22 protein-coding genes are annotated in these 24322 nt (G+C 66.8%); 15 read left to right on the forward strand and 7 right to left on the reverse strand.

Going from position 1 to position 24322, the window contains the following annotated elements:
• Positions 1 to 89 precede the first annotated feature (89 nt).
• The 5 genes from ACWPKK_RS14400 (at position 90) to ACWPKK_RS14420 (ending at position 4895) form a co-directional block, all read left to right on the forward strand.
• Positions 90 to 1115: a 2-dehydropantoate 2-reductase gene (locus tag ACWPKK_RS14400; RefSeq protein ID WP_452005217.1), complete on the forward strand. Its 1026-nt coding sequence runs from the start codon at positions 90 to 92 to the stop codon at positions 1113 to 1115.
• Between the two features lie 86 nt (positions 1116 to 1201).
• A complete protein-coding gene (locus tag ACWPKK_RS14405; protein ID WP_452005219.1) occupies positions 1202 to 1675 on the forward strand; it encodes a CBS domain-containing protein in 474 nt (157 codons plus the stop codon).
• Positions 1676 to 1893: 218 nt separating this feature from the next.
• Positions 1894 to 3063 carry a Re/Si-specific NAD(P)(+) transhydrogenase subunit alpha gene (locus ACWPKK_RS14410; RefSeq protein WP_452005222.1) on the forward strand — a complete coding sequence of 390 codons (1170 nt, stop codon included), beginning with the start codon at positions 1894 to 1896 and terminating at the stop codon, positions 3061 to 3063.
• Positions 3064 to 3076: 13 nt separating this feature from the next.
• On the forward strand, positions 3077 to 3496 hold the full coding sequence (locus tag ACWPKK_RS14415) for an NAD(P) transhydrogenase subunit alpha (protein ID WP_452005225.1): 420 nt from the start codon (positions 3077 to 3079) through the stop codon (positions 3494 to 3496).
• 4 nt (positions 3497 to 3500) lie between these two features.
• Complete coding sequence (locus ACWPKK_RS14420) at positions 3501 to 4895, forward strand: NAD(P)(+) transhydrogenase (Re/Si-specific) subunit beta (protein WP_452005228.1); 1395 nt, start codon at positions 3501 to 3503, stop codon at positions 4893 to 4895.
• 197 nt (positions 4896 to 5092) lie between these two features.
• Here the strand turns inward: ACWPKK_RS14420 and uraD are convergent, their stop codons facing one another.
• On the reverse strand, positions 5093 to 5602 hold the full coding sequence (uraD, locus tag ACWPKK_RS14425) for a 2-oxo-4-hydroxy-4-carboxy-5-ureidoimidazoline decarboxylase (protein WP_452005230.1): 510 nt from the start codon (positions 5600 to 5602) through the stop codon (positions 5093 to 5095).
• 8 nt (positions 5603 to 5610) lie between these two features.
• On the reverse strand, positions 5611 to 6528 hold the full coding sequence (gene puuE, locus ACWPKK_RS14430) for an allantoinase PuuE (protein WP_452005233.1): 918 nt from the start codon (positions 6526 to 6528) through the stop codon (positions 5611 to 5613).
• Positions 6529 to 6850: 322 nt separating this feature from the next.
• Between puuE and uraH the strand changes: the two genes are divergently transcribed.
• Together uraH and gcl are read left to right on the forward strand one after the other, a co-directional pair.
• Complete coding sequence (uraH, locus tag ACWPKK_RS14435; RefSeq protein ID WP_324865297.1) at positions 6851 to 7201, forward strand: hydroxyisourate hydrolase; 351 nt, start codon at positions 6851 to 6853, stop codon at positions 7199 to 7201.
• A 118-nt stretch (positions 7202 to 7319) separates the two neighbouring features.
• A complete protein-coding gene (gcl, locus tag ACWPKK_RS14440) occupies positions 7320 to 9089 on the forward strand; it encodes a glyoxylate carboligase (RefSeq protein WP_452005237.1) in 1770 nt (589 codons plus the stop codon).
• Positions 9090 to 9160: 71 nt separating this feature from the next.
• Here gcl and ACWPKK_RS14445 read toward each other — a convergent pair whose 3' ends face one another.
• Positions 9161 to 9982 carry a hypothetical protein gene (locus ACWPKK_RS14445; protein ID WP_452005239.1) on the reverse strand — a complete coding sequence of 274 codons (822 nt, stop codon included), beginning with the start codon at positions 9980 to 9982 and terminating at the stop codon, positions 9161 to 9163.
• A gap of 261 nt (positions 9983 to 10243) precedes the next feature.
• Here ACWPKK_RS14445 and ACWPKK_RS14450 point away from each other — a divergent pair, with 261 nt between their 5' ends.
• Positions 10244 to 11164, forward strand: coding sequence for a LysR family transcriptional regulator (locus ACWPKK_RS14450; protein WP_452005241.1), 921 nt, complete (start codon positions 10244 to 10246; stop codon positions 11162 to 11164).
• Positions 11165 to 11296: 132 nt separating this feature from the next.
• Here the strand turns inward: ACWPKK_RS14450 and ACWPKK_RS14455 are convergent, their stop codons facing one another.
• Positions 11297 to 12130, reverse strand: coding sequence for an IclR family transcriptional regulator (locus ACWPKK_RS14455; protein WP_452005244.1), 834 nt, complete (start codon positions 12128 to 12130; stop codon positions 11297 to 11299).
• Positions 12131 to 12407: 277 nt separating this feature from the next.
• Here ACWPKK_RS14455 and ACWPKK_RS14460 point away from each other — a divergent pair, with 277 nt between their 5' ends.
• From ACWPKK_RS14460 to ACWPKK_RS14490, 7 genes are all read left to right on the forward strand, one after another.
• On the forward strand, positions 12408 to 13097 hold the full coding sequence (locus ACWPKK_RS14460; RefSeq protein ID WP_149224631.1) for a GntR family transcriptional regulator: 690 nt from the start codon (positions 12408 to 12410) through the stop codon (positions 13095 to 13097).
• A 43-nt stretch (positions 13098 to 13140) separates the two neighbouring features.
• Positions 13141 to 14904, forward strand: coding sequence for an oxalyl-CoA decarboxylase (oxc, locus tag ACWPKK_RS14465; RefSeq protein WP_324870160.1), 1764 nt, complete (start codon positions 13141 to 13143; stop codon positions 14902 to 14904).
• Positions 14905 to 14967: 63 nt separating this feature from the next.
• Positions 14968 to 16242, forward strand: coding sequence for a formyl-CoA transferase (gene frc, locus ACWPKK_RS14470; RefSeq protein WP_452005247.1), 1275 nt, complete (start codon positions 14968 to 14970; stop codon positions 16240 to 16242).
• 236 nt (positions 16243 to 16478) lie between these two features.
• Complete coding sequence (gene sucC / locus ACWPKK_RS14475; protein ID WP_452005249.1) at positions 16479 to 17678, forward strand: ADP-forming succinate--CoA ligase subunit beta; 1200 nt, start codon at positions 16479 to 16481, stop codon at positions 17676 to 17678.
• A 1-nt stretch (position 17679) separates the two neighbouring features.
• The gene (gene sucD, locus ACWPKK_RS14480; RefSeq protein WP_452005251.1) at positions 17680 to 18555 is read left to right on the forward strand and encodes a succinate--CoA ligase subunit alpha; all 876 of its coding nucleotides are present in this window, start codon (positions 17680 to 17682) and stop codon (positions 18553 to 18555) included.
• 123 nt (positions 18556 to 18678) lie between these two features.
• Positions 18679 to 19614, forward strand: a complete 936-nt coding sequence (locus ACWPKK_RS14485; RefSeq protein ID WP_452005253.1) for an IclR family transcriptional regulator — start codon at positions 18679 to 18681, stop codon at positions 19612 to 19614.
• A gap of 412 nt (positions 19615 to 20026) precedes the next feature.
• Positions 20027 to 21025, forward strand: a complete 999-nt coding sequence (locus tag ACWPKK_RS14490) for an NAD(P)H-quinone oxidoreductase (RefSeq protein ID WP_452005255.1) — start codon at positions 20027 to 20029, stop codon at positions 21023 to 21025.
• A gap of 13 nt (positions 21026 to 21038) precedes the next feature.
• On the opposite strand, the gene ACWPKK_RS14495 is transcribed toward ACWPKK_RS14490, so the two are convergent.
• From ACWPKK_RS14495 to ACWPKK_RS14505, 3 genes are all read right to left on the reverse strand, one after another.
• Entirely contained in the window at positions 21039 to 22502 is a 1464-nt protein-coding gene (locus tag ACWPKK_RS14495; protein WP_452005258.1) for a hypothetical protein, read from the reverse strand.
• A gap of 12 nt (positions 22503 to 22514) precedes the next feature.
• Entirely contained in the window at positions 22515 to 23228 is a 714-nt protein-coding gene (locus tag ACWPKK_RS14500; RefSeq protein ID WP_452005261.1) for a BON domain-containing protein, read from the reverse strand.
• A 94-nt stretch (positions 23229 to 23322) separates the two neighbouring features.
• Positions 23323 to 24177 carry an N-acetylmuramoyl-L-alanine amidase family protein gene (locus tag ACWPKK_RS14505; RefSeq protein WP_324866488.1) on the reverse strand — a complete coding sequence of 285 codons (855 nt, stop codon included), beginning with the start codon at positions 24175 to 24177 and terminating at the stop codon, positions 23323 to 23325.
• Positions 24178 to 24322: the final 145 nt, after the last annotated feature.

The raw sequence follows: 24322 nt of genomic DNA on the forward strand, positions 1-24322 counted from the left end.
AGCCGATGGATGCGGCCGGTGTGGGCAGGCTGGCGTCGTCCAGCCCCACAGCATTCAAAAAGCGAAATCGGGGGAGAGGGGAATCCGGCATGAAGATCTGCATCTACGGATCCGGGGCCATCGGCGGCTATCTCGGCGTTCGCCTGCACCAGGCGGGTGCCGAAGTCAGTCTGGTGGCGCGCGGTGCGCATCTGGCGGCGATGCGCGAGAACGGCGTCACCCTGCTGATGGGGGAGGAGAAGACCGTCGTCCACCCCCGCTGCACCGACAATCCGGCCGAACTCGGCCCGCAGGACTACGTCATCATCGCGCTGAAGGCCCATTCCGTTCCCGGCGTCGTCCCCGCGATGCAGCCGCTGCTCGGTGATGACACGGCCGTCGTCACCGCCGTCAACGGCATCCCCTATTGGTATTTCTACGGCACCGGCGGTGCCTTCGACGGCCGTACGCTGGAGACGGTCGACCCCGGTTCGGTACAATGGAACGGTCTGGGGCCGGAGCGCGCCATCGGCTGCGTCGTCTACCCAGCGACCGAAGTGGTGGAGCCCGGCGTCATCCAGCATGTCTATGGCGACAAGTTCTCTCTCGGTGAGCCCGACGGCTCAAAGTCCGATCGCGTCGTCGCCCTGTCCCAGGCGATGGAGGCCGGCGGCCTGCGCGCCCCCGTGCTCGACCGCATCCGCGACGAGATCTGGCTGAAGCTGTGGGGCAACCTGTGCTTCAACCCGATCAGTGCGCTGACCCACGGCACGCTGGAGGTCATCTGCGGCGATGCCGAAACCCGCGCCGTCGCCAAGGCGATGATGCTGGAGGCCAAGGAGATCGGCGACAGGCTGGGCGTCCATTTCCGCGTCGATGTGGAGCGCCGCATCAACGGCGCCGCCGCGGTTGGCGCGCATAAAACCTCCATGCTGCAGGATCTCGAGCGCGGCCGGCCGATGGAGATCGACCCGCTGCTGTCGGTGGTGCAGGAGATGGGCCGCATGGTCGGCGTGGCCACCCCGACCATCGACGTGGTGCTGGCCCTGGTGAAACAGCGGGGCGAGACCGCCGGCTGCTACAGCCGGCCGCGGGCCGCGGCGGCTCCGGCGCCGGAAGTGGTGGCGGCCCAGTAAGCAAGGCCCCGGTAAGCAATGCAGGTGGCGCGGCCGGCGCGGATCCCGATGGACCGAGCCGGCCGCATCGAATGGGGAGGACCGTCATGAAGGTCGAGGAGATTCTCCGCAAGAAGGGCACGCGCATCGGCATGGTGCGCATCAACGAAACCGTCGCCACCGCGCTACGCCTGATGAAGGCGGAGAACACCGGGGCGCTGGTGGTCAAGGACGTCTGCCGGACCGAGGGCAACACGGTGGTCGGCGTCATTTCCGAACGCGACGTGGTCCGCGCGCTGGTCGACCGCGGGCCCGGCATCCTGGAGCAGGCGGTGTCGGCGCTGATGACGCGCGATCCCTATTGCTGCAGCCCGTCCGACCCGGTTCGCCATGTGCTGAGCCTGATGGACGAGCATGGCATCCGCCATGTCCCGGTGCTGGAGGGATCGACCCTGGTCGGCGTCGTCAGCGTCCGCGACCTGATCCGTCGGCAGTTGGAAGACATGCGGGCCGACGACATCGCGCCGGTCGCAGTTGCCGGTTCGGACGGCTGGGACTTTCCGGTCGTCGCCAACCAGTAAGCGGTGCGTGCGTGGCCGGCGAGGTTTCGTCGTCGGCCGCGCGGCTTCGCCCGCCTGACATTGCCCATTCCTGATTATTGCCGCTTCGGCGCACGCCCGGCCATGAACCGGATGCGGGCGGACCCATGTGAGCAGACCCATGTGGGCGGACCATGCCCGCCGCCCCTTATCTGCTGTCCCATGCCTGCCCCCGGCGCCGGCCTTCGAAAGCAATCGACATGAAGATCGCCATACCCAGGGAGCGCCGCCCGGGCGAGCGCCGCGTCGCCGCGTCTCCCGAAACAGTCAAGAAATTCAAAACCCTCGGACTGGACGTGGTGGTGGAGAGCGGGGCCGGTCTCGGTTCCAGCCTTCCCGACGCGGCCTATGAGGCGGCGGGGGCCGCCATTGCCGCCGATGCCGCGTCCGCGCTGGGCGATGCTGACATCGTGCTGAAGGTGCAGCGTCCGCTGATCGCCGCCGAAGGGGACGTGGACGAGCTGGCGCTGATGCGCAAGGGCACGCTGCTGTTCGCCATCCTCAACCCCTACAACAGCCGCGACCATGTGAAGGCCTACGCCGATGCCGGCGTGAACGCCTTCGCCATGGAGTTCATGCCGCGCATCACCCGCGCCCAGGTCATGGACGTGCTATCCTCCCAGGCCAACCTCGCCGGCTACAAGGCCGTCGTCGATGCCGCCTCGGAATACGGCCGCGCCTTCCCGATGATGATGACCGCCGCCGGCACCGTTCCGCCAGCGCGCGCCTTCATCATGGGCGTCGGCGTCGCCGGCCTGCAGGCCATCGCCACCGCCAAGCGCCTCGGCGCCATCGTTTCGGCCACCGACGTGCGTCCGGCGGTGAAGGAGCAGGTGCAGTCGCTGGGCGGCAGCTTCGTCGCCGTCGAGAACGAGGAGTTCAAGCAGGCGGAGACCGCCGGCGGCTACGCCAAGGAGATGTCGGACGACTACAAGCGCCAGCAGGCAGCCTTGGTCGCCGAGCACATCAAGAAGCAGGACCTCGTCATCACCACCGCGCTGATCCCCGGCCGCAAGGCGCCGATCCTGGTGACGGCGGAGCATGTGGCGTCGATGAAGCCGGGCTCGGTCATCATCGATCTGGCGGTGGAGCAGGGCGGCAACGTCGAGGGCGCCAAGCTGGGCGAGGTGGTGACCACGGCCAACGGCGTGAAGATCGTCGGCCATGCCAACTACGCCAGCCGCATCGCCGAGTCTGCCTCGCTGCTCTACGCCAAGAACCTGCTGGCGCTGCTGACCTCGCTGCACGGGAAAGAGACCGGTGTGGCCGTCAACTGGGACGACGAGATCGTCAAGGCCATCGCGCTGACCCGCGACGGCGCCGTCGTGCATCCCGCCTTCGCGGACACCCGCGAAGCGCAACCCGCGTGAGGAGGCGGATCCCATGGAACACCCGGATCCCGCAAGCAACATCGCCGCGTTCCGCCAGACCCTGGCGGCCCTGACCAATCAGGTCGACGCGCTGGCCCTGCAGGTGGCGCAACTGTCGCCGGTTCCTGTCACCGAAGTTGCCGGCCATGGCGACTTCTTCGTCACCGGCCTGACGGTGCTCGTGCTGGCCTGCTTCGTCGGCTACTACGTCGTCTGGCGCGTCACCCCGGCCCTGCACTCGCCGCTGATGGCCGTCACCAATGCCGTGTCCTCGGTCATCATCGTCGGCGCGCTCATCGCCGCCGGACCGGCCGGTTTCGGCTTCTCCAAGGTCCTGGGCTTCCTCGCCGTCATCCTGGCATCCGTCAACATCTTCGGCGGCTTCCTCGTGACCCAGCGCATGCTCTCCATGTTCAAGAAGAAGGGCAAGTAAGACCATGGAAACCTTGTCGGCCCTTCTCTACCTCGTCGCCTCCATCTGCTTCGTCATGGCGCTGCGCGGGCTCTCCAGCCCGGAGACCTCGCGCCAGGGCAACATCTACGGCATGGTCGGCATGACCATCGCCATCCTGACGACGCTGGCATCAAACATCGTCCAGTCCTACTGGATGATCGTGCTCGGCATCGCCATCGGCGGCGCCATCGGCTATGTGGTGGCCAAGAAAATCGAGATGACGGCGCTGCCGCAGCTGGTCGCCGCCTTCCACTCGCTGGTCGGCCTCGCCGCCGTCTTCGTGGCGCTCGCCGCCTTCTACTCGCCGGAGGCCTACGGCATCGGCGTGGCCGGCGCCATCGCCAAGGGCTCGCTGGTGGAGATGGCGCTCGGCACCGCCATCGGCGCCATCACCTTCACCGGCTCGCTGGTCGCCTTCGCCAAGCTGCAGGGCCTCGTCACCGGCAAGCCGCTGGTCTTCCCGATGCAGCACCCGCTGAACGCGGCGCTGGGCGTGCTGACCGTCATCCTCATCATCTGGCTGGTGCAGTCGAACTCGTCGGCGGCGATGTGGCTGATCGTGCTGGTGGCGCTGGCTCTCGGCTTCCTGCTGATCCTGCCGATCGGCGGCGCCGACATGCCGGTGGTCATCTCGATGCTGAACAGCTATTCCGGCTGGGCGGCCTGCGGCATCGGCTTCACCCTGCAGAACAATTTGCTGATCATCACCGGTGCGCTGGTGGGCTCCTCGGGCGCGATCCTGTCCTACATCATGTGCAAGGGCATGAACCGCTCGATCTTCAACGTCATCCTCGGCGGCTTCGGCGGCGAGAGTGCCGCTGCCGGCGGTGCGGCCAAGGGGCCGCAGGGTTCGGTCAAGGCCGGCTCGGCCGAGGACGCCGCCTACATCATGAAGAACGCCCAGTCGGTGATCGTGGTGCCCGGCTATGGCATGGCGGTGGCCCAGGCTCAGCACGCCCTGCGCGAGATGTCCGACGCGCTGAAGCATGAAGGCGTGGACGTGAAATACGCCATCCATCCGGTGGCGGGCCGCATGCCCGGCCACATGAACGTGCTGCTGGCCGAGGCCAACGTGCCCTACGACGAGGTGTTCGAGCTGGAGGACATCAACCGAGACTTCGGCACGGCGGATGTCGCCTTCGTCATCGGCGCCAACGACGTCACCAACCCGGCGGCCAAAACCGACCCGTCGAGCGCTATCTACGGTATGCCGATCCTCGACGTGGAGAAGGCCAAGACGGTGTTCTTCATCAAGCGCGGCATGGCGGCGGGCTATGCCGGCGTCGAGAACGAGCTGTTCTTCCGGCCCAACACCATGATGCTGTTCGGGGATGCGAAGAAGGTCACCGAAGAGGTGGTGAAGGCGATGGAAGCGTAGGGTGCTGTTCGACGGACGAGCGCGCCGCTCCGGTTGGGGCGGCGCTTTCCTTTTTCGGAGGGGCGTCGGCTGGCGAATGCCCCCACCCTGACCCTCCCCCGCTGGGCGGGGGAGGGAATTTGACCTTTGTCGGCGTTCGGCGGCAGTCCCTCCCCCGCCCAGCGGGGGAGGTTAGGTGGGGGCATTCGAAGCTGACGCTACACCACCAGATCGTCCAACCGGAACCCTGCGATCTTGTAGATCTCCTCCAGCGCCCGGCCGAACTCCACCTCCGGCTCGTTCGCCACGCGCTCGCGCATCGCCGACAGGATCTCCTGCTTGCTGCTGAAGCGCACCGCCATGATGAAGGGAAAGCCGAAGCGCTCGCGATAGGCGCGGTTCAGGTCGCGCTGTTCCTGCGCCTCCGCCTCCGTCAACTCGTTCAAGCCCGCCTTAGCCTGTTCGGTCTGCGAGAAGGCGGTCAGGTTGGCCGGCCGGCTGGCGCGGTCGGCGAGGTCGGGGTGGGACAGGATCAGCGCGCGCTGCCGCTCCGGTCCCGCAGTACGCACGATGTCGGTCATCGCCGCGCGCAAACCCGCGGCATCGGCGAACGGACGCTTGTCCCAGGCGGCTTCGGCCACCCAGGGGCTTTCCTCGAACACCGCGCCCAGGGCCGCGACGAAGGCGGCGCGGTCCATACTGTTCAGATCGTCCAGGCTGTAGGGCATCGGAGGCCTCACTTCGGGGCGTAGGGGTGTTCGGCGATCCAGTGGCGGGCGATGTCGAGCCGGGTCGCCACCCAGACCTTCTCATGGCTGCGCACGTAATCGAGGAAGCGGGCCAGCGCCGCCGCGCGGCCGGGACGGCCGACCAGACGGCAATGCAGCCCGACCGACATCATCTTCGGCGCCGTCTCCCCCTCCGCATAGAGCGTGTCGAAGCTGTCCTTCAGATAGGCGAAGAACTGGTCGCCGCTGTTGAAGCCCTGGTTGGTGGCGAAGCGCATGTCGTTGGCGTCGAGCGTGTAGGGCACGATCAGCTGCGGCCGGCCATGGCTGTCGTCCCAATAGGGCAGGTCGTCGGCGTAGGAATCGGCGTTGTAGACGAAGCCGCCTTCCTCCGCGACCAGCCGCCAGGTGTTGGGGCTGCAGCGGCCGAGATACCAGCCGTGCGGGCGCTCGCCGGTGACGCGGGTGTGGACCTCGATGGCCCGCAGCATGTGCTCGCGCTCAACCTCGGCCGGCAGATGCTGGTAGTCGATCCAGCGCCAGCCATGGGTGGCGATCTCCCAACCCGCGGCCTTCATGGCGGCGACGACCTCCGGGTTGCGCTCCAGCGCCATGGCGACGCCATAGACGGTGACCGGCAGGCTGCGCTCGGTGAACATGCGGTGCAGCCGCCAGAAGCCGGCGCGGGAGCCGTATTCGTAGATCGACTCCATGTTCATGTGGCGGGCGCCCGGGATCGGTTGGGCGCCGACGATCTCCGACAGGAAGGCCTCCGAGGCGGCATCGCCATGGAGGACGCAGTTCTCGCCGCCCTCCTCGTAATTGATGACGAACTGCACCGCCACGCGGGCGCCGCCCGGCCAATTGGCCTGCGGCGGGGTGGCGCCATAGCCGATCATGTCGCGGGGATAAGCGGTGTCGGTCATCGTCGTCTCGCTCTTCTGCGCTGCGGTCGAAGCGGGGACTACGCTAAGCCATTGGCGGCAGGGGGTTCAATCGGCGGATTGGGCGCAGGGGTGAAGACAGTTTCCGGATTTTCGCGGGTGGGCAGGGGAGGGAGGCTGGGATTAGGCTGTGGGGTGTGAAATGTCGTCGGCTGACGATGCCCCCACCTAACCTCCCCCGCTGGGCGGGGGAGGGACTGCCGCCGAACACCGACAAAGGTCAGATTCCCTCCCCCGCCCAGCGGGGGAGGGTCAGGGTGGGGGCATTCGAAGCCGATGCCTGAAAAATGGAGACCACACACCCATGGGCCGCCTGACCACCCACGTCCTCGACATTGCCGCCGGCCGTCCGGCGCCGGGCATGCGCATCCGCCTGACCGCGCTCGACAGCGGCACCGTCCTTGGCGAGTTCACCACAAACGCCGACGGGCGCCTCGACGCCCCGGCGCTCCAGGGCGACGCCTTCCAGCCCGGCCGCTACGAGCTGCTGTTCATGGCCGGCGAGTATTTCCGCCGCATCGGCACGATCGACGGTGATGGCCCCGACTTCATCGACGAGGTGCCGCTGCGCTTCGGCATCAAGGACGCATCCCAGCACTATCATGTGCCGCTGCTGGTCTCGCCCTGGGCCTATTCGACCTACCGCGGCAGCTGATTCTCCTTTCGGTGCCGCTTTCCAGCCTGTGGAAAAGGCAACCCATTGGTTTGCCGCACACACCATCAGCGCGCTTAGCTGTCCTCACGAACAATCGCGTTTGGTGAGGAGTCGAGCGATGGCGAGAATGACGGCGGCGGAAGCGGCGGTGCGGGTGCTGGAGCGGGAGGGCATCGACGTCTGCTTCGGCGTCCCCGGCGCCGCGATCAACCCCTTCTACGCGGCGATGCAGCGGCGCGGCACCATGCGCCATGTCCTGGCCCGCCATGTCGAGGGCGCCTCGCATATGGCGGAGGGCTACACGCGGGCCAACGCCGGCAACATCGGCGTGTGCGTCGGCACCTCCGGCCCGGCCGGCACCGACATGATCACCGGCCTCTATTCGGCGATCGCGGATTCGATCCCGATCCTGTGCATCACCGGACAGGCTCCGCGCGCCCGCCTGCACAAGGAGGATTTCCAGGCCATCAACGTGCCGGACATCGCCCGGCCGGTGACGAAATGGGCGTTGACCGTGCTGGAGCCGGCGCAGGTGCCCTACGTCTTCCAGCAGGCCTTCCACCTGATGCGCTCCGGCCGTCCGGGCCCGGTGCTGATCGACCTGCCGATCGACGTCCAGATGGCGGAGATCGAGTTCGATGACGAGACCTACGAACCGCTGCCGGTCTACAAGCCCTCGGCCACCCGCGCCCAGGTCGAGAAGGCGCTGGCGATGTTCGCGGCGGCGGAACGTCCGCTGGTCGTGGCCGGCGGCGGCATCATCAATGCCGATGCGTCCGACAAGCTGGTGGAGTTCGCCGAACTGCTGGGCGTGCCGGTGATCCCGACCCTGATGGGCTGGGGCACCATCCCCGACGACCATCCGCTGATGGCCGGCATGGTGGGGCTGCAGACCGCCCACCGCTACGGCAACGCGACGATGCTGAAGTCCGACTTCGTGCTGGGCATCGGCAACCGTTGGGCCAACCGCCACACCGGCTCGGTCGAGGTCTACACCAAGGGCCGCAAGTTCGTGCATGTCGACATCGAACCGACCCAGATCGGCCGCGTCTTCATGCCGGACCTCGGCATCGTGTCGGACGCCGGCGCGGCGCTGGACATGTTCATCGAGGTGGCGCGGGAGTGGAAGGCCGAGGGGCGCTTCAAGGATCTCGGCGGCTGGGTCAAGGACTGCCAGGGCCGCAAGCGGTCGATGCACCGCCGCAGCGACTTCGATCAGGTGCCGATGAAGCCGCAGCGCGTCTATCAGGAGATGAACAGCGCCTTCGGCCAGGACACCACCTACGTCACCACCATCGGCCTGTCGCAGATCGCCGGCGCGCAGTTCCTGCACGTCTACAAGCCGCGCCACTGGATCAACTGCGGCCAAGCCGGCCCGCTGGGCTGGACCCTGCCGGCGGCGCTGGGCGTCCGCGTCGCCGATCCGAAGCGGCGCATCGTTGCGCTGTCCGGCGACTACGACTTCCAGTTCATGATCGAGGAGCTGGCGGTCGGCGCCCAGCACAAGCTGCCCTACATCCATGTGCTGGTGAACAACGCCTATCTCGGCCTGATCCGGCAGGCCCAGCGCGCCTTCCAGATGGACTTCCAGGTGCAGCTGTCCTTCGAGAACATCAACGCGCCGGAGATTGGCGTCTATGGCGTCGACCATGTCGCGGTGGCCGAAGGGCTGGGTTGCAAGGCGATCCGCGTCACCGAACCCGACCGTATCCAGGACGCCTTCGCCCAGGCCCAGGCCTGGATGGACGAGTACCAGGTGCCGGTGGTCGTCGAACTGGTGCTGGAGCGTGTGACCAACATCGCCATGGGCACCGACATCGACAGCGTCAACGAGTTCGAGGAAATCCTCGACCTGCCGGTGGAGGAGAGCGAGACCGTTCTGGTCTGACGGACCGGTCTCCTCAAACGAAAGGCGCGCCCGGCGGCGCGCCTTTTGCTTTTTTCAGGTCGCCCGCATTTTCATGCGGCGAAGCAGCCGCCGCCGGTTTGGATCGGATAGCCGATGGCGGCGAGGCTTTCGGTTGAAAATACGTCCGCCGGGTCGATGCTGTTCAGCGACAGCGATGTGACGATTCCATAGAAGTTGGCGTCGAAATTGATCGGCCCTTCGCGGAAGCGGGAGAAGTTCGCCACCGACTCGCTGTCGGGCGGCGGGATGAAGGTCGCGCTGTCCTCCAGGTCCAGGTCGTCGATCATCGCGCCCGAGGGATCGGTCACGTTGACCTGCGCCCGCATCCACACCTGCTGGCCGTTGGCCGGATCGGTCGAGGTTCCGGCGGCGATGACAGAAATCAGATCCTCCGGCGTCCTCGGCGGCTCCGGAATCACCAGGAATTCGCGATAGAGCGTATCGTCGCCGATCACCAGCGTGGTGCCGTCGTCGGGCTGCACGAAGGCATCCACCACATGCTCCACCTCGCTGTCGCCGATCTGAACCGACAGGAGCAATTTGTTGGGCTGGTCGTCGAAATAGCGGAGGAAGCTGGTGTCGTCGGTGGTGACGACCGGATCGTCGAACAGCATCGCCACCGTCATGCGGAACGGATCGCCGGTCTGCACCTCCTCATCCAGGAAGGGAACCGGCAGGTCGATGGTGCCTTGGATATCGACGACATACAGGCCTTCATAGGCGTCACCGCCGTCGCCATCCCCGTGATGGCCGTGCCCCTTCCCATGCCCCCGGCCATGGCCGTGATGATCATCATGATCGTGACCGCGACCTTCGCCTCGGCCGCGGCCATGGCCGCCATCGTGATTGCCGGACCGACCGCCTTCGAACATGTTGCCCTCCCGACTGATCGCATGAGTTGTCCAAGGCCGCGGATACTGCGACCTTCCGTTGAGGGTAGTCTTCTGCGAGGCGACGACCGCACGGGCATCCGTACATATCTCCGCCCGAATCGCCGGATGGATGGGTTTTTGCGCTGCAGCGCTCCGAACGGGAGTGGCAGATTCACAGCGGCGGCAAAGGCGTGCTAGCGTCGCTGCCGATCCGTAACCCACCGGTCCGGCCCAATCGTCCGAAGGGGAGTCCGCGCGAGCATGGCGTTGCTTGAGAACATGCGCATCTTCGTCCGCGTCGTCGAACTGGGCAGCCTGTCGGCCGCCGGACGGAACCTGCGCATGTCGCCGGCCATGGTCAGCCACCGCATCCAGCAGCTGGAAACCCATCTCGGCGTCCGGCTGCTGAACCGCACGACGCGGCAGTTGCAGGCGACCGAAACCGGGATGGACTTTTACCAAAGCTGCCTGGAGGTTCTGGAGGCGGTGGAGCGTGCGCACAGCAGCATCGCCGCCGGGTCCGGCGTGCCGTCGGGCAGTGTGCGGGTGACGGCGCCGCTCGGCTTCGGCCGCCGCATCCTGGCACCGCTGGTGCCGGATTTCTGCGCCGCACATCCGTTGGTGGAGGTGCGCCTGCGCCTCTCCGACCATCTGCTGGACCTGTTGCGCGAAGCGGTGGACGTGGCGGTGCGGATGGCGGCGCTGAAGGATTCCAGCTTCGTCGTGCGCAAGATCGCCGACATGCGCCGCGTGCTGGTGGCGGCGCCGTCCTACCTGTCGGAGCGCGGCCGGCCGGAAAAGCCCGCGGATCTCTCCGGCCACAACTGCCTGCTTCTGCGCTTCCCCGGCACCCAGCAATATCAATGGAGCGTGCTGGAGAATGGCGAGCCGGTGAAGCTGCCGGTGTCGGGCCGCTTCGACGCCGACGACGGCGACGTGCTGACCGGCTGGGCGCTGGACGGCCGCGGTATCGCCATGAAGCCGCTGTGGGAGGTGGCGGAGCATCTCGCCAGCGGGGCCCTGGTGCCGGTCCTGCCGGAGTTTCCGCCGGAACCGGTGACGTTGGCGGTGCTCTATCCCCACCGCGCCCTGGTGCCGGCCAAGGTTCGGGCCTTCGCCGACCATATGGTGCCGAAGATCAAGGCGGCACTGACGGCGATCTCGCCGGACACGATCCTGTAGAGAGCGGGTGCTGGTGCCCCCTCCCTAACCCTCCCCCACCTTCGGTGGGAGAGGGGACTGCCGCCGCTCTGCGACTGGCTCCCTCTCCCGCGAAGCGGGGGAGGGTTGGGGAGGGGGCAAGACTGCCGCCCCTCACACCCCCCGTGACCGCACCAGCAGCACGCGCGCCTCTTCGGACGCGCGGTACAGGTGGGGGAGGAACTGCACTTCCATCTCCGGGCAGGTGACGCGGGCGGCCTGGGCGCTGATGTTCATCGCCGCGACCACCCCGCCGGCGGCGGTGCGGATCGGCACGGCGATGGAGCGCAGGCCCAGTTCCAGTTCCTGGTCGACCAGGGAGAAGCCGCGGTCGCGCACCCGCTCCAGCTCGCGCTTCAGGGCATCCGCCGCGGTGATGGTGCGTTCCGTGTAGGGCTTCAGCGGGACGCGCGCCAGATAGGCGTCCAACTCCGACTCCGGCAGCGCCGCCAGCAGGACGCGCCCCATGGAGGTGCAGTAGGCCGGCAAGCGGCTGCCGACATTCAGCCCGACCGACATGATCCGTTTTGTCGCCGCACGGGCGATGTAGACGACGTCGTCCTCGTCCAGGACGGCGGCGGAGCAGGATTCCTGCACGGCGCCGCTGACCTGCTCGATCAGCGGGTCCAGGATCGTCGCCAGCGGGGCCGAGGATAGGAAGGAGTAGCCCAGCGCCAGGATCTTCGGCTTCAGATAGAAGGTTCGGCCGTCCGACCCGGCATAGCCCAACTGCATCAGCGTCAGCAGACAGCGCCGCGCCGCCGCCCGCGGCAGGCCGGTAATCTTCGCGATGTCGGCAATGGTCAGGTTCGGCTCGCGTTCCGTGAAGGCACGAATCACCGACAGGCCGCGGGCCAGCGAGGTCATGAAGTTCGGGTCGGACGCCTCCTCCGCTGCAGCGGACGGCGTCTTGTCTGCGGCCCCGGCCAGATGTTGGGTTTCGGCCATGCGCGGGTCCCTTCCCCCGAAGTACGATCCTGAAGCGCCAAAATAGGGCGATTATCGCGCATTGACCAGAAAAATCGAACAAATGAAGCGCCAACTCAGTCGGCAACGGAAATAGTTCGATGTGCCCGCAATTGGCCTTGCGGGTGTCTGGCATCTGGTATACCGTATCGATAATTCAAAACGACGCGCCACAGGGCGTCATCCGAACGCTCGCACAGGAACGCTCACGACAACAAGCGGCGCCGCCGGCGTCGGCGCGCAAAGGGTCGGAACCGTGATGAACCGCGATAGATTCAGTGTCGAACCCCTGGAACAGGGGATGAGTTTCAAGGCGAAGGCCTACCAGTCGCTGCGCCAGGCCATCACGCAGATGAACATCTACGGCCAGAGCAGCGAAATCAGGTTGGACGAACGCCGGCTGTGCGAGGCGTTGGGTGTCAGCCGCACCCCGGTGCGCGAGGCGATGGCGCTGCTGGAACAGGAGGGGTTCATCCGCTCCCAACCGCGGCGCGGGATCTTCGTGGTGCGCAAGACGAAGGCCGAACTGGTGGAGATGATCACGGTGTGTGCCGCCCTGGAAGGCATGGCGGCACGCCTGTTCGTCGAAAACGCCACCACGGAGAAGCTGGAGCTCCTGCACGCCGCGTTCGACAAATATACGAAAGCCGAGTTGGCGGAACACGTCGCCGAGTATTCCGACGCCAACATCGTCTTCCATCAAAGCATCGTCCAGGCTTCGGGCTCCACGCTGATCTCGGATCTGACCGATCGCTTCTTCATCCATATGCGTGCGATCCGCCGCGCGACCATGGGCCTCGGCGACCGTGCCGACCAGTCCATCCACGAACATCGGGACATCATCGAGGCGCTGGCCGCCCGCGATGCCGATCTCGCGGAACGTCGGGTGCGGGAACACACGCTCGGTCTCGCACAGTACGTGGAACGGCATTGCGCCTTCCTCGACTAACCGATCTTGAACCTTTTTGGAGCCTCGGGGAGGAGTCACCCATATGTCTACTGCGGCTGCAACGATCACTAAGAACCAGGCCACGGAAGCATCTGTTGTCGAAGACGCGCCGGCGCTGACCGACGGCTTCCAGCTCGTCATCGACGCGCTCAAGCTCAACGACATCAACAACCTGTATGTCGTCCCCGGTATTCCGATCTCCGACCTGCTGCGCATGGCGCAGGCCGAGGGCATGCGCGTCGTCTCGTTCCGCCATGAACAGAATGCCGGCAACGCCGCCGCGATCGCCGGTTTCATGACCAAGAAGCCGGGCGTCTGCATGACGGTGTCGGCTCCGGGCTTCCTGAACGGCCTGACCGCGCTGGCGAACGCCACCACCAACTGCTTCCCGATGATCCTCATCAGCGGCTCGTCGGAGCGCGAGATCGTCGACCTGCAGCAGGGCGACTATGAGGAGATGGATCAGCTGGCCATCGCCAAGCCGCTGTGCAAGGCCGCCTTCCGCATCCTGCACGCCCAGGACATCGGCATCGGCGTGGCGCGTGCCATCCGCGCCGCCGTGTCGGGCCGTCCGGGCGGCGTCTATCTCGATCTGCCGGCCAAGCTGTTCTCGCAGGTGATGGACGCGGCCGAGGGCGCCAAGTCGCTGGTCAAGGTGGTCGATCCGACCCCGGCGCAGTATCCGTCGGCCGAGGCCGTCAACCGCGCGCTCGACCTGCTGAAGGGTGCCAAGCGTCCGCTGGTCATCTTCGGCAAGGGGGCTGCCTACGCCCAGGCCGACGACACCATCCGCGCCTTCGTCGAGAAGAGCGGCATCCCCTTCCTGCAGATGAGCATGGCCAAGGGCCTGCTGCCCGACACCCATCCGCAGTCGGCCGGCGCCGCCCGTTCGCTGGTGCTGCAGGACGCCGACGTGGTCATGCTGGTCGGCGCGCGGCTGAACTGGCTGCTGTCGCACGGCAAGGGCAAGACCTGGGGCAAGCCCGGTTCCAAGAAGTTCATCCAGATCGACATCGAGCCGAAGGAGATGGACAGCAACGTCGAAATCCATGCTCCGCTGGTCGGCGACATCGCCTCTGTCATGGAAGTTCTGCTGAAGGGCATCGAGGGGGGGCTCACCCCGCCGACCGAGTGGATGGCCACCGTCGCGGCCAAGCGTGAGCAGAACGTCGCCAAGATGGCGCCGAAGCTGATGAGCAACGCGTCGCCGATGAACTTCCACGGTGCGCTGGGCGCGCTCCGCCGCGTCATCAAGGAGCGGCCGGACGCCATGCTGGTCAACGAGGGCGCCAACACCCTCGACCTCGCCCGCGGCATCATCGACATGTACGAGCCGCGCAAGCGCCTCGACGTCGGCACCTGGGGCGTGATGGGCGTCGGCATGGGCTATGCCGTCGCCGCCGCGGTGGAGAGCGGCAAGCCGGTTCTGGCGGTGGAAGGCGACAGCGCCTTCGGCTTCTCCGGCATGGAGGTGGAGACGATCTGCCGCTACAACCTGCCGGTCTGCATCGTCATCTTCAACAACAACGGCATCTATCGCGGGACCGACGTCAACCCGACCGGCGGGGCCGATCCGTCGCCGATGGTCTTCGTGCCTGACTCCCGCTACGACAAGATGATGGAGGCCTTCGGCGGCGTCGGCGTCCATGTCACCAACCCGGACGAGTTGTACCGCGCCGTCACCGAGGCGATGGACAGCGGCCGTCCGACCCTGATCAACGCCGTCATCGACCCGGCCGCCGGCACCGAAAGCGGCAACATCGGCAGCCTGAACCCGACCAGCTCGGTCCGCAAGATGCCGTCCTGACGGCCGACCTGGAAAAGCGGCCTGTCCGACCAACACGACATTAAAAAGCAGGGGGAGAAATACATGGGCAAGGCACTTCAGGGCGTGCGGATTCTCGACTTCACGCATGTACAGTCGGGGCCGACCTGCACCCAGTTGCTCGCCTGGTTCGGCGCCGACGTCATCAAGGTCGAACGGCCGGGCGAGGGTGACATCACCCGCCGCCAGCTGCGCGACCTGCCGGACGCCGACAGCCTGTATTTCACCATGCTGAACCACAACAAGCGGTCCATCACGCTCGACACCAAGACGCCCAAGGGCAAGGAGGTGCTGGAGTCGCTGATCAAGACCTGCGACGTGATGGTCGAAAACTTCGCCCCCGGCGTGCTCGATCGCATGGGGTTCACCTGGGAACGCATCCAGGAACTGAACCCCGCGATGATCGTCGCGTCGGTCAAGGGCTTCGGTCCCGGGCCGTTCGAGAACTGCAAGGTGTACGAGAACGTCGCTCAGTGTGCGGGCGGTGCGGCCTCGACCACCGGCTTCGACGACGGCCCGCCCATGGTCACCGGCGCCCAGATCGGCGACAGCGGCACCGGTCTGCATCTGGCGCTGGGCATCGTCACCGCGCTGTACCAGCGCAAGGAAACCGGCCGGGGCCAGAAGGTGCTGGCCGCCATGCAGGACGCCGTGCTGAACCTGTGCCGCGTCAAGCTGCGCGACCAGCAGCGCCTGGCCCACGGGCCGATGAAGGAATACCCGCAATACCCGAACGGCGAGTTCGGCGACACGGTGCCGCGCGCCGGCAACGCGTCGGGCGGCGGCCAGCCGGGCTGGATCCTGAAATGCAAGGGCTGGGAGACGGATCCCAACGCCTACATCTACTTCATCGCCCAGGCGCCGGTGTGGAAGTCGATCTGCAAGGTCATCGGCAAGGAGGAGTGGATCACCGATCCCGACTACGCCACCCCGGTGGCCCGCCTGCCGCGCCTGATGAGCATCTTCGCGACCGTCGAGGACTGGACCAAGACCCTGACCAAGTTCGAGGTCATGGACATCCTCAACAAGTACGACATCCCCTGCGGCCCGATCCTGTCGATGAAGGAGATCGCCGAGGACAAGTCGCTCTATGAGACCGGCACGCTGGTTGAGGTGGAGCATCCGACCCGCGGCAGCTACCTAACGGTCGGCAACCCGATCAAGCTGTCCGACAGCCCGACGGAGGTCACCCGCTCCCCGCTGCTGGGCGAGCACACCGACGAGATCCTGCGCGACGTGCTGGGTTTCAGCGAGCGCGAGATCGTGGACATCCGCGACAGCGGCGCCATCGGCGCCGTGCAGCGGCTGGCGGCGGAGTAACTCCGCCCTGCAATCTTAGTCCCCTCTCCCGCTCAGCGGGGGAGGGTTAGGGTGGGGGTCTAACCCCACCACCGAATAATGCCTTCGACTATTCAAACGCGCCTCCCTCTCCCCCGACCGTCCCCTTCCCGGTCGCCTGAGAGCCGAAGCCCGGACTTTTAAAAATCCGCCGCCCGTCAGCCGATGCATTTCCGGCTCCCCGCGGCCTCCAAAAGACAAATTCAGAGACGCAAACCATGAACATCCACGAATATCAGGCCAAGGATCTGCTGCGGGGGTACGGCGTCGCCGTTCCGCGCGGTGGCGTGGCCTTCACCCCGGAAGAGGCTGAATCGGTTGCCCGCGAACTGGGCGGTCCGGTCTGGGTGGTGAAGTCGCAGATCCACGCCGGCGGCCGCGGTGCCGGCCGGTTCCAGGACAACCCGAACGGCAAGGGCGGCGTCCGTGTCGTCAAGTCGATCGGCGAAGTGGCGTCCAACGCCGCGGAAATGCTGAACCGGGTGCTGGTCACCAAGCAGACTGGACCTTCGGGCAAGGAAGTGAAGCGCCTCTATGTCGAGGAAGGCGCCGACATCAAGCGTGAGCTGTATCTCGGCATGCTGATCGATCGCGCCACCGGTCGCGTCACCATCATCGCCTCGACCGAAGGCGGCATGGAGATCGAGGAGGTCGCCCACAACACGCCGGAGAAGATCGTCAAGGTCGCCATCGACCCGGCCACCGGCATCCAGGGCTACCATACCCGCAAGGTCGCCTTCGCGCTGGGCCTGGAAGGCAAGCAGGTTTCGGCCGCCGCGCGCTTCATCACCGCCGCCTACAAGGCCTTCACCGAGCTGGACTGCGCCATCGTCGAGATCAATCCGCTGATCGTCACCGGGGCCGGCGAAATCCTGGCGCTCGACGCCAAGATGAGCTTCGACGACAACGCGCTGTTCCGCCACAAGGACGTCGCCTCCCTGCGCGACGAAGCGGAAGAGGATCCGGCGGAGATCGAGGCGGCCAAGCACGACCTCAACTACGTCAAGCTCGACGGCAACATCGGCTGCATGGTGAACGGCGCCGGCCTGGCGATGGCCACCATGGACATCATCAAGCTGTATGGCGGCGAGCCGGCCAACTTCCTCGACGTCGGCGGCGGCGCCACGAAGGAGCGCGTCACCGCGGCCTTCAAGCTGATCCTGTCCGACAGCAACGTCGAAGGCATCCTGGTCAACATCTTCGGCGGCATCATGCGCTGCGACGTGATCGCCGAGGGCGTGGTCGCCGCGGCGCGCGACGTGCACCTGCATGTGCCGCTGGTGGTGCGCCTGGAAGGCACCAACGTCGATCTGGGCAAGAAGATCCTGGCCGAATCCGGCCTGCCGATCCTGTCCGCCGACAATCTGGACGACGCAGCCAAGAAGATCGTCGCCGCCGTCAAGAAGGAGGCCGCGTGAGATGGCTGTTCTCGTCGACAAGAACACGAAGGTGATCTGCCAGGGCTTCACCGGAGCCCAGGGCACCTTCCACTCCGAGCAGGCCATCGCCTACGGCACCAAGATGGTCGGCGGCGTCACCCCGGGTAAGGGCGGCGCCAAGCACCTCGACCTGCCGATCTTCGACACCGTGTCGGAAGCGGTGGAGAAGACCGGTGCCAACGCCTCCGTGATCTACGTGCCGCCGCCGTTCGCGGCCGACGCGATCCTGGAAGCCATCGACGCCGGGATCCCGCTGGTGGTCTGCATCACCGAAGGCATCCCGGTGCTGGACATGGTCCGCGTCAAGCGCGCGCTCGACGGTTCCAAAACGCGCCTGATCGGCCCGAACTGCCCCGGCATCATCACGCCGGACGAGTGCAAGATCGGCATCATGCCGGGCCACATCCACAAGCGCGGCAAGATCGGCATCGTCTCGCGCTCCGGCACGCTGACCTATGAAGCGGTCGCGCAGACCACGGCGGCCGGCCTCGGCCAGACCACCTGCATCGGCATCGGCGGCGACCCGGTCAACGGCACCAACTTCGTCGACAGCCTGGAGCTGTTCGTGAAGGACCCGGAGACCGAGGGCATCATCATGATCGGCGAGATCGGCGGCGACGCCGAAGTCCGCGGCGCCGAGTTCATCAAGGCGTCGGGCACCAAGAAGCCGGTCGTCGGCTTCATCGCCGGCCGCACGGCTCCTCCGGGCCGCCGCATGGGCCATGCCGGCGCGGTGATCTCCGGCGGCAACGACACCGCCGACTTCAAGATCGACTTCATGAAGTCGGTCGGCATCGCCGTCGCCGACAGCCCCGCCAGCCTGGGCTCCACCATGCAGTCGATTTTCAAAGGTTGACCGGTACCCCGCGGGGTCGCCGTTCGCGACGGTCCCGCGGTTCAAGCGAAGCTTCTGTCACTCACGCCATCAGCCGCAACAGACAGGCGCAACAAACGCGCCGGACCCCGAGGGAGATGGGACATGAAAGCGCAAGCCCACACCAACAGCATGACCGCCGCCGCCATCGCACGCCGGATCATCCACGACGACCCCAGCGAGGGCGCCGCGGCGATCATCAAGTCGGCGATCATCGAGGCGCCGCGCGAGAAGAACGACAACGGCAAGGCCGACGCCAAGGCCGAGCGCGGACAGGTGGTGCAGTCCCTCTGCCGCGCGCTGAACATTCTGACCATTCTCGGCGCCAATGACGGTCCGATGACCCTGACCGAGCTGGCGGAAGCGGCGAACCTGTCGCCCTCCACCACCCACCGCCTGCTGACGACCCTGCAGTACGAGCGCTACGTCCGCTTCGACCAGAGCGCGCGCGGCTGGGTGGTCGGCGTCCAGGCCTACATGACCGGCGCCAACTTCCTGAAGACCCGCAATCTGGTCGATGTCGCCCGTCCCCGCATGCGCCGCCTGATGGAGGAGAGCAGCGAGATCGTCAATCTGGCGGTCGAGGAGAACGGCGAGGCGCTCTATCTGGCCCGCGTCGGCGGTCCCCGCGCCGCCCAGGTCGCGGTGCCGCAGACCGACCGCACGCTGCTGCATTGCTCCGCCGTCGGCAAGGCCCTGCTGGCCGGCATGACCGAGACCAAGGTGCAGACCATCGTGACCCAGCGCGGCATGCGCCAGTTCACCCGCAGCACCCTGTCGTCGCTGCCGGCGCTGTACCGCGACCTGACGCTGGTCCGTTCGCGCGGCTATGCCCTGGACCAGGAGGAGCGGGTGTCGGGCCTGCGCTGCGTCGCCGCCCCGATCTTCGACGAGAATTCCCGTGTGATGGGAGCCCTGTCGCTCTCCGGCTCCAGCCGGCGCATCGAGGATGCGCGGCTGCGCGCCCTGGGCGAGATGGTCAAGCGCGCCGCCGCGGCGGTGACGCAGGAGCTGGGCGGGCGCGTTCCGGTTCCGAACTGACCCATCCCACACACGGTCAAGCAACATGCGAGACGCCAAGAGCTGACGGCAGGTGGTGCACGTCGGCATATCCTCCCTGGCGCACTAGAGGCCGCGTTCCCGATGGAGCGCGGCCTTCTTTCTTGGGAAAAGAACCGTTTCCACGGAATGGAAAAGAGGTCGATTTCTCGGGAAATGCCGGCGTTGTGATGCGATTGTCTGTCTCGGGAAAGGCGTTCCTTTCTCATCGGGCGGATGTGTTGTTTTGCATGTTCGCGCTTCTCTCGGAGACTGGCCGTGCTGATGACAGCACGGCCATTTTTTTGACTTTTCCGCAGGACGAAATCGGATCCATCGCCGCGTGGACGGGCATTCCTCCGCAGCGACACAGTGCCCCAAATCCATCACGACGACAGGGCAGGGGACGATCCGAATGACAGACTCCAGAAGCATGACGGCGATCGAGGTGAGCCAGCCCGGCAAGCCGGAGGTGCTGGTCCCGGCGCGCCGCCCGGTCCCCGATCCGGCGCCCGGCGAGATCCGCATCGCGGTCCAGGCCGCCGGCGTCAACCGGCCGGACGTGCTCCAGCGGCTCGGCAAATACAACCCGCCGCCAGGCATCAGCGACATCCCCGGCCTGGAGGTCGCCGGCACCGTCGATGCGCTGGGCGAGGGGCTGGAGGGCTGGAGCGTCGGCGATTCCGTCTGCGCCCTGCTGGCGGGTGGCGGTTATGCCGAGTTCTGCGTCGTGCCCGCCGCCCAATGCCTGCCGATCCCCGCCGGCCTGTCAATGGCCGAGGCAGCGGCCCTGCCGGAGACCTTCTTCACCGTCTGGTCGAATGTGTTCGAGCGCGGTGCGCTCCAGCCCGGCGAAGTTCTGCTGGTCCATGGCGGCACGTCCGGCATCGGCACCACGGCGATCCAGCTTGGCGCCGCTTTCGGTGCGCGGGTCTTCGCCACCGCCCGCGGGGCGGAGAAATGCGGCGCCTGCGTCCGGCTGGGGGCCGAGCGCGCCATCGACTATGGCACCGAGGATTTCGTCGCGGTGGTCAAGGAAGCGACCGGCGGGGCGGGCGTGAATGTCGTGCTCGACATCGTCGGCGGCGATTACGTCGCCCGCAGCATCGACGCGTTGGCGGTCGAGGGACGCTATGTCTGCATCGGCTTCGTCCGCGGAGCGACGGCGACCGTGAATTTCTTCCCCGTCATGACCAAGCGGCTGGTGCTGACCGGCTCCACCCTGCGGGCGCGCCCGGTCGCCTACAAGCAGGCGGTGGCCGAGCAGCTCAAGGCCCGCGTCTGGCCGCTGATCGCCGAGGGGCGGATCAAGCCGGTCGTCCACGAGGTATTCCCGCTCGAATATGCAGCCGACGCCCATCGGCTGATGGAGAGCAACCAGCATATCGGCAAGCTGGTGCTGGCGGTGGGGTGAGGGAACTCCCCCCTCAGTCCAGCATCGGCAGGCCGGACTCGATCCGGACCAGCGCGGCCAGCAGCGGGGCGCCGATGTCGCGGCGGACGAAGTTGCTGGCCTTTTCCGCCGCGTTGATCGCCAGCTGGAAGCTGCGGCGCCAGCGGTCATCGTTGTAGAAGGCCTTCTCCGCCTTCGCCCGCTGCGCCAGCAACCCCGGCCGGCGGCCGGCTGCATCGTCGACCAGCTTGTTAAGGCGGTTCATCAGGTCGTTGGCCGCCGCCGGCTCGCCGCGCTTCATCGCGGCCTCGACCAATTCGGCGAAGGCCTCGCCACGGGTGTCGATGTCGGCCACCTGCTCGGCATAGGCGACGGCCATTCCGGTCTCGCCGCGTTTGGCCAGTCGTCCGAGCACGGCCGGGATCGTCCAGGGATTCTCGTCCTGCACGGTGCTGAGCAGGCCCAGCGCCAGCTTCGGCTCGCCGATGTCGGCGGCGGCCACCGCCAGTTCCGGCGGGCAGCAGTCGCCGCGGGTTTCCTTGAACTTGGAGAACTGCGTCTCGACCGTGTTCAGGAACAGGGTGCGGGCCTGCGCCTCCTTGCCGGCGCGCAGCAGCGACTGGGCGACCAGTCCAAGCTCCCAGGCGCAGTTGTGGCTGGAGGCATAGTTCTTGGCCTCGTCCGCCAGCGCGTTGGTCAACGCGGCGTCACCGCGCCAGGACGCCGCCTTGGCGATGTCGGCGAGGTTGTAGATGCGGGTGGAGCAGTCGTTGATCTGCCGGGTGATGTCGAGCGCCAGCGGCGTCTGCCCCATCAGCGACAGTGCGCGGGCCACGAACAGATCCTGGCCGGAGCTGTCGGCGACGCCGCCGCGGCGCACCGCGCTGACGAAGGGGGCCATGATCTCCTTGGCGCGGCCGGGATCGCCCAGCTGCTGGTAGGCGACGGCCAGCGACAGCCAGTCCCAGCGGGCGGCATTGATCGGCGTTTCCACCGGCGGCAGCATCTCGCCGATGCGGTGGAGGAAGCACAGGCTGCCCAGCGCATCGTTGCAGACCAGCGCCCGGATGCGCGAACGGAATTCGTAGAAGTCGAAGTCGCCGACGAACTGGTTGGTGACGAGCTGTACCGCCAGCGGGCTGTCGGGATATTTCGTCACGATCTCGTTGAACAGCTTGTCCGCCTCCTTCAGCAGGCGGGACTCCTCGGCGACGTCGAAGGTGTTGTCGGCCTGCCGGATCAGCTGCAGAGCCTGGACGAACAGGCGGTTGGCCGGGCCGGGCGTGCCGGCGGTCGGGTTGTCCGCCCCGCCGCCATCCTCCGTCACGGCGCCCGCCATCACGGCGCCGCCCGTCACGGCGCCTCCCGTCACAGCCTCGCCCGTCACCGCGTCCTGCGCCATAACGGGACCGGCCACGGCCGCCGCCGGCAGGATCAGGGCGGCGGCGACGGTGGCGGTGCGGAGTGCGGCGAGGACGCGGGAAAGGGCGGAGGCCATGGCGGTCGGGTTTCAACCCTGGAGGTTTGAGAGCAGACGGACGTAGCTGACGACGCGTTGAACGTTGGGAACCGAACGGGCGTGCTGGATCGCGCGGTCCAGCTCTTCCTGAGAAGCGGCGACACCCATCAGATAGACAACGCCATCGACGGTATCGATGCTGTAGTTCTGGCTATGAATATCCGCATCGAACGTGATCCGGCTGCGAAGCTGGGTCGAAATCCAGGTGTCGCGCGCGGTGTCGACGATGCTGGAGCCGTTGTCGATCTGGATCTCGTTGATGACTTCCTTGACGCCCTGCGCCTGCCAAGCGAGGCGCACCGCGTCGAGCCGCATCTGCGGGTCGGCGGCGCGGCCGGTCAGCAGCACGCGGCCCTGGTCGACCGTCAGCCCGATCCGGTTGGTCATGTCGACCGAATGCTGCAGCCACAGCGAGTTGATGCGGGCACGGATTTCAGTGTCGCTTACGAAGCCGCCGAAGCCGCGTTCCTGCGACGCCACCACCGCGGCGCCGCCGGCGGTGCCGAGCAGCAGAGGCCCGCAGCCGGCCAGCGAAACCCCTGCCGTGCAGGCGAGCGCGAACAACGTCCCAAGGCGGCTCAAACCCGTCACAGCGTGCCTCCCTTCGCCAGCGTGTCGAGCGCCGGGCGGATGCGGCGCGCGGCCGGAAAAAGTCACGGCGGAACGGCGTTTGCAATGGGGAAATTCGGAGCCTTCACCAGTCATCGTCACTTTGTCCCCAGGTGATGCACGGATGTTGCAGTCGCTGCGGCTGCGAAGGGATGATCGCCGCAACGCTTCGGGCAGTCTCAGGGCAAAATCAGGCGAAAGCTGGGCTGGAGAGCACGCTCGCGATTTCTCGCGCCAGGACGCGGGAAACCACCCGGCGCGCCGTGGGATCGCTCAGGATTTCCTCATCCTTCGGGTTGGACAGGAAACCGGTCTCCACCAGCACCGACGGCACGTCCGGCGCCTTCAGCACCGCGAAATTCGCCGCGCGCATCGGGTTGTCGAGCAGGCGAAGCTCCTTCCCGGCCCCCTCGACAAGAAGCTGCCGGGCGGCCAGAGAGGCATGGCGGGTGTGGCGCGCCGTCAGGTCCATCAGGATGTCCTTGACGATGCGGTTGCCGCCGCCCGTCCCCCGCTTGCCGAATCGGTCCGCCTCGTTCTCCTGCTGGGCAAGGCGGGAGGCGAAGGCGTCGGACGCCTTTTCGGACAGGATGTAGGCCGACATGCCGCGGGCATCGGCATTGGGGGCGCTGTCGGCGTGGATCGACACGAACAGGTCGGCCCCGGCCGTGCGCGTCAATGCCACCCGTTCGTCCAGCGCCAGGAAACGGTCGTCGCGCCGCGTCAGCTTGGCCGTGATGCCGTGCCGCTCGGCCAGCAGGCGTGCGACCTCGCGGGCGATGTCCAGCGTCACCGCCTTCTCGTGGGTGCCGCGGGTGCCGATGGCGCCGGGGTCGGCGCCGCCGTGGCCGGGATCGAGCATCACCAGCCGGGACCGTGGGGTGGACTGTGGCGAAGTGCCGCTGGCCGGCTTGCGCTCCGGCCGCTGCTGGCCGGCGAGGGCGGAGCCGGACGAGAGAGGCTGCGCCAGCGCGAGCCCCGCCGCGCCGAACGCGGTTAACCAAAGCTTGCTCAGTCCGAGCCCAAGCAGCTGTCGACGATCCATGGCGAAAAATACCGTGCTGCAAGTGGAGGAAGGGATGCGACGTGCGATTGCCCTATCCGTTGCTCTACCCCGATTCGTTAACCAATGCGGGCACGAATAAGTATTGTCAAGGCCGGGCAGGTTACCATTCCTGAATATTTGTGAG

It is taken from the genome of Azospirillum largimobile (assembly GCF_977007025.2).

Excerpts from the sequence above, each read along its gene's own strand:
- ACWPKK_RS14400 (WP_452005217.1), top strand. The coding sequence starts at position 90 with ATGAAGATCTGCATCTACGGATCCGGGGCCATCGGCGGCTATCTCGGC.
- ACWPKK_RS14405 (WP_452005219.1), top strand. The coding sequence starts at position 1,202 with ATGAAGGTCGAGGAGATTCTCCGCAAGAAGGGCACGCGCATCGGCATG.
- ACWPKK_RS14410 (WP_452005222.1), top strand. The coding sequence starts at position 1,894 with ATGAAGATCGCCATACCCAGGGAGCGCCGCCCGGGCGAGCGCCGCGTC.
- ACWPKK_RS14415 (WP_452005225.1), top strand. The coding sequence starts at position 3,077 with ATGGAACACCCGGATCCCGCAAGCAACATCGCCGCGTTCCGCCAGACC.
- ACWPKK_RS14420 (WP_452005228.1), top strand. The coding sequence starts at position 3,501 with ATGGAAACCTTGTCGGCCCTTCTCTACCTCGTCGCCTCCATCTGCTTC.
- uraD (WP_452005230.1), bottom strand. The coding sequence starts at position 5,602 with ATGCCCTACAGCCTGGACGATCTGAACAGTATGGACCGCGCCGCCTTC.
- puuE (WP_452005233.1), bottom strand. The coding sequence starts at position 6,528 with ATGACCGACACCGCTTATCCCCGCGACATGATCGGCTATGGCGCCACC.
- uraH (WP_324865297.1), top strand. The coding sequence starts at position 6,851 with ATGGGCCGCCTGACCACCCACGTCCTCGACATTGCCGCCGGCCGTCCG.
- gcl (WP_452005237.1), top strand. The coding sequence starts at position 7,320 with ATGGCGAGAATGACGGCGGCGGAAGCGGCGGTGCGGGTGCTGGAGCGG.
- ACWPKK_RS14445 (WP_452005239.1), bottom strand. The coding sequence starts at position 9,982 with ATGTTCGAAGGCGGTCGGTCCGGCAATCACGATGGCGGCCATGGCCGC.
- ACWPKK_RS14450 (WP_452005241.1), top strand. The coding sequence starts at position 10,244 with ATGGCGTTGCTTGAGAACATGCGCATCTTCGTCCGCGTCGTCGAACTG.
- ACWPKK_RS14455 (WP_452005244.1), bottom strand. The coding sequence starts at position 12,130 with ATGGCCGAAACCCAACATCTGGCCGGGGCCGCAGACAAGACGCCGTCC.
- ACWPKK_RS14460 (WP_149224631.1), top strand. The coding sequence starts at position 12,408 with ATGAACCGCGATAGATTCAGTGTCGAACCCCTGGAACAGGGGATGAGT.
- oxc (WP_324870160.1), top strand. The coding sequence starts at position 13,141 with ATGTCTACTGCGGCTGCAACGATCACTAAGAACCAGGCCACGGAAGCA.
- frc (WP_452005247.1), top strand. The coding sequence starts at position 14,968 with ATGGGCAAGGCACTTCAGGGCGTGCGGATTCTCGACTTCACGCATGTA.
- sucC (WP_452005249.1), top strand. The coding sequence starts at position 16,479 with ATGAACATCCACGAATATCAGGCCAAGGATCTGCTGCGGGGGTACGGC.
- sucD (WP_452005251.1), top strand. The coding sequence starts at position 17,680 with ATGGCTGTTCTCGTCGACAAGAACACGAAGGTGATCTGCCAGGGCTTC.
- ACWPKK_RS14485 (WP_452005253.1), top strand. The coding sequence starts at position 18,679 with ATGAAAGCGCAAGCCCACACCAACAGCATGACCGCCGCCGCCATCGCA.
- ACWPKK_RS14490 (WP_452005255.1), top strand. The coding sequence starts at position 20,027 with ATGACAGACTCCAGAAGCATGACGGCGATCGAGGTGAGCCAGCCCGGC.
- ACWPKK_RS14495 (WP_452005258.1), bottom strand. The coding sequence starts at position 22,502 with ATGGCCTCCGCCCTTTCCCGCGTCCTCGCCGCACTCCGCACCGCCACC.
- ACWPKK_RS14500 (WP_452005261.1), bottom strand. The coding sequence starts at position 23,228 with ATGACTGGTGAAGGCTCCGAATTTCCCCATTGCAAACGCCGTTCCGCC.
- ACWPKK_RS14505 (WP_324866488.1), bottom strand. The coding sequence starts at position 24,177 with ATGGATCGTCGACAGCTGCTTGGGCTCGGACTGAGCAAGCTTTGGTTA.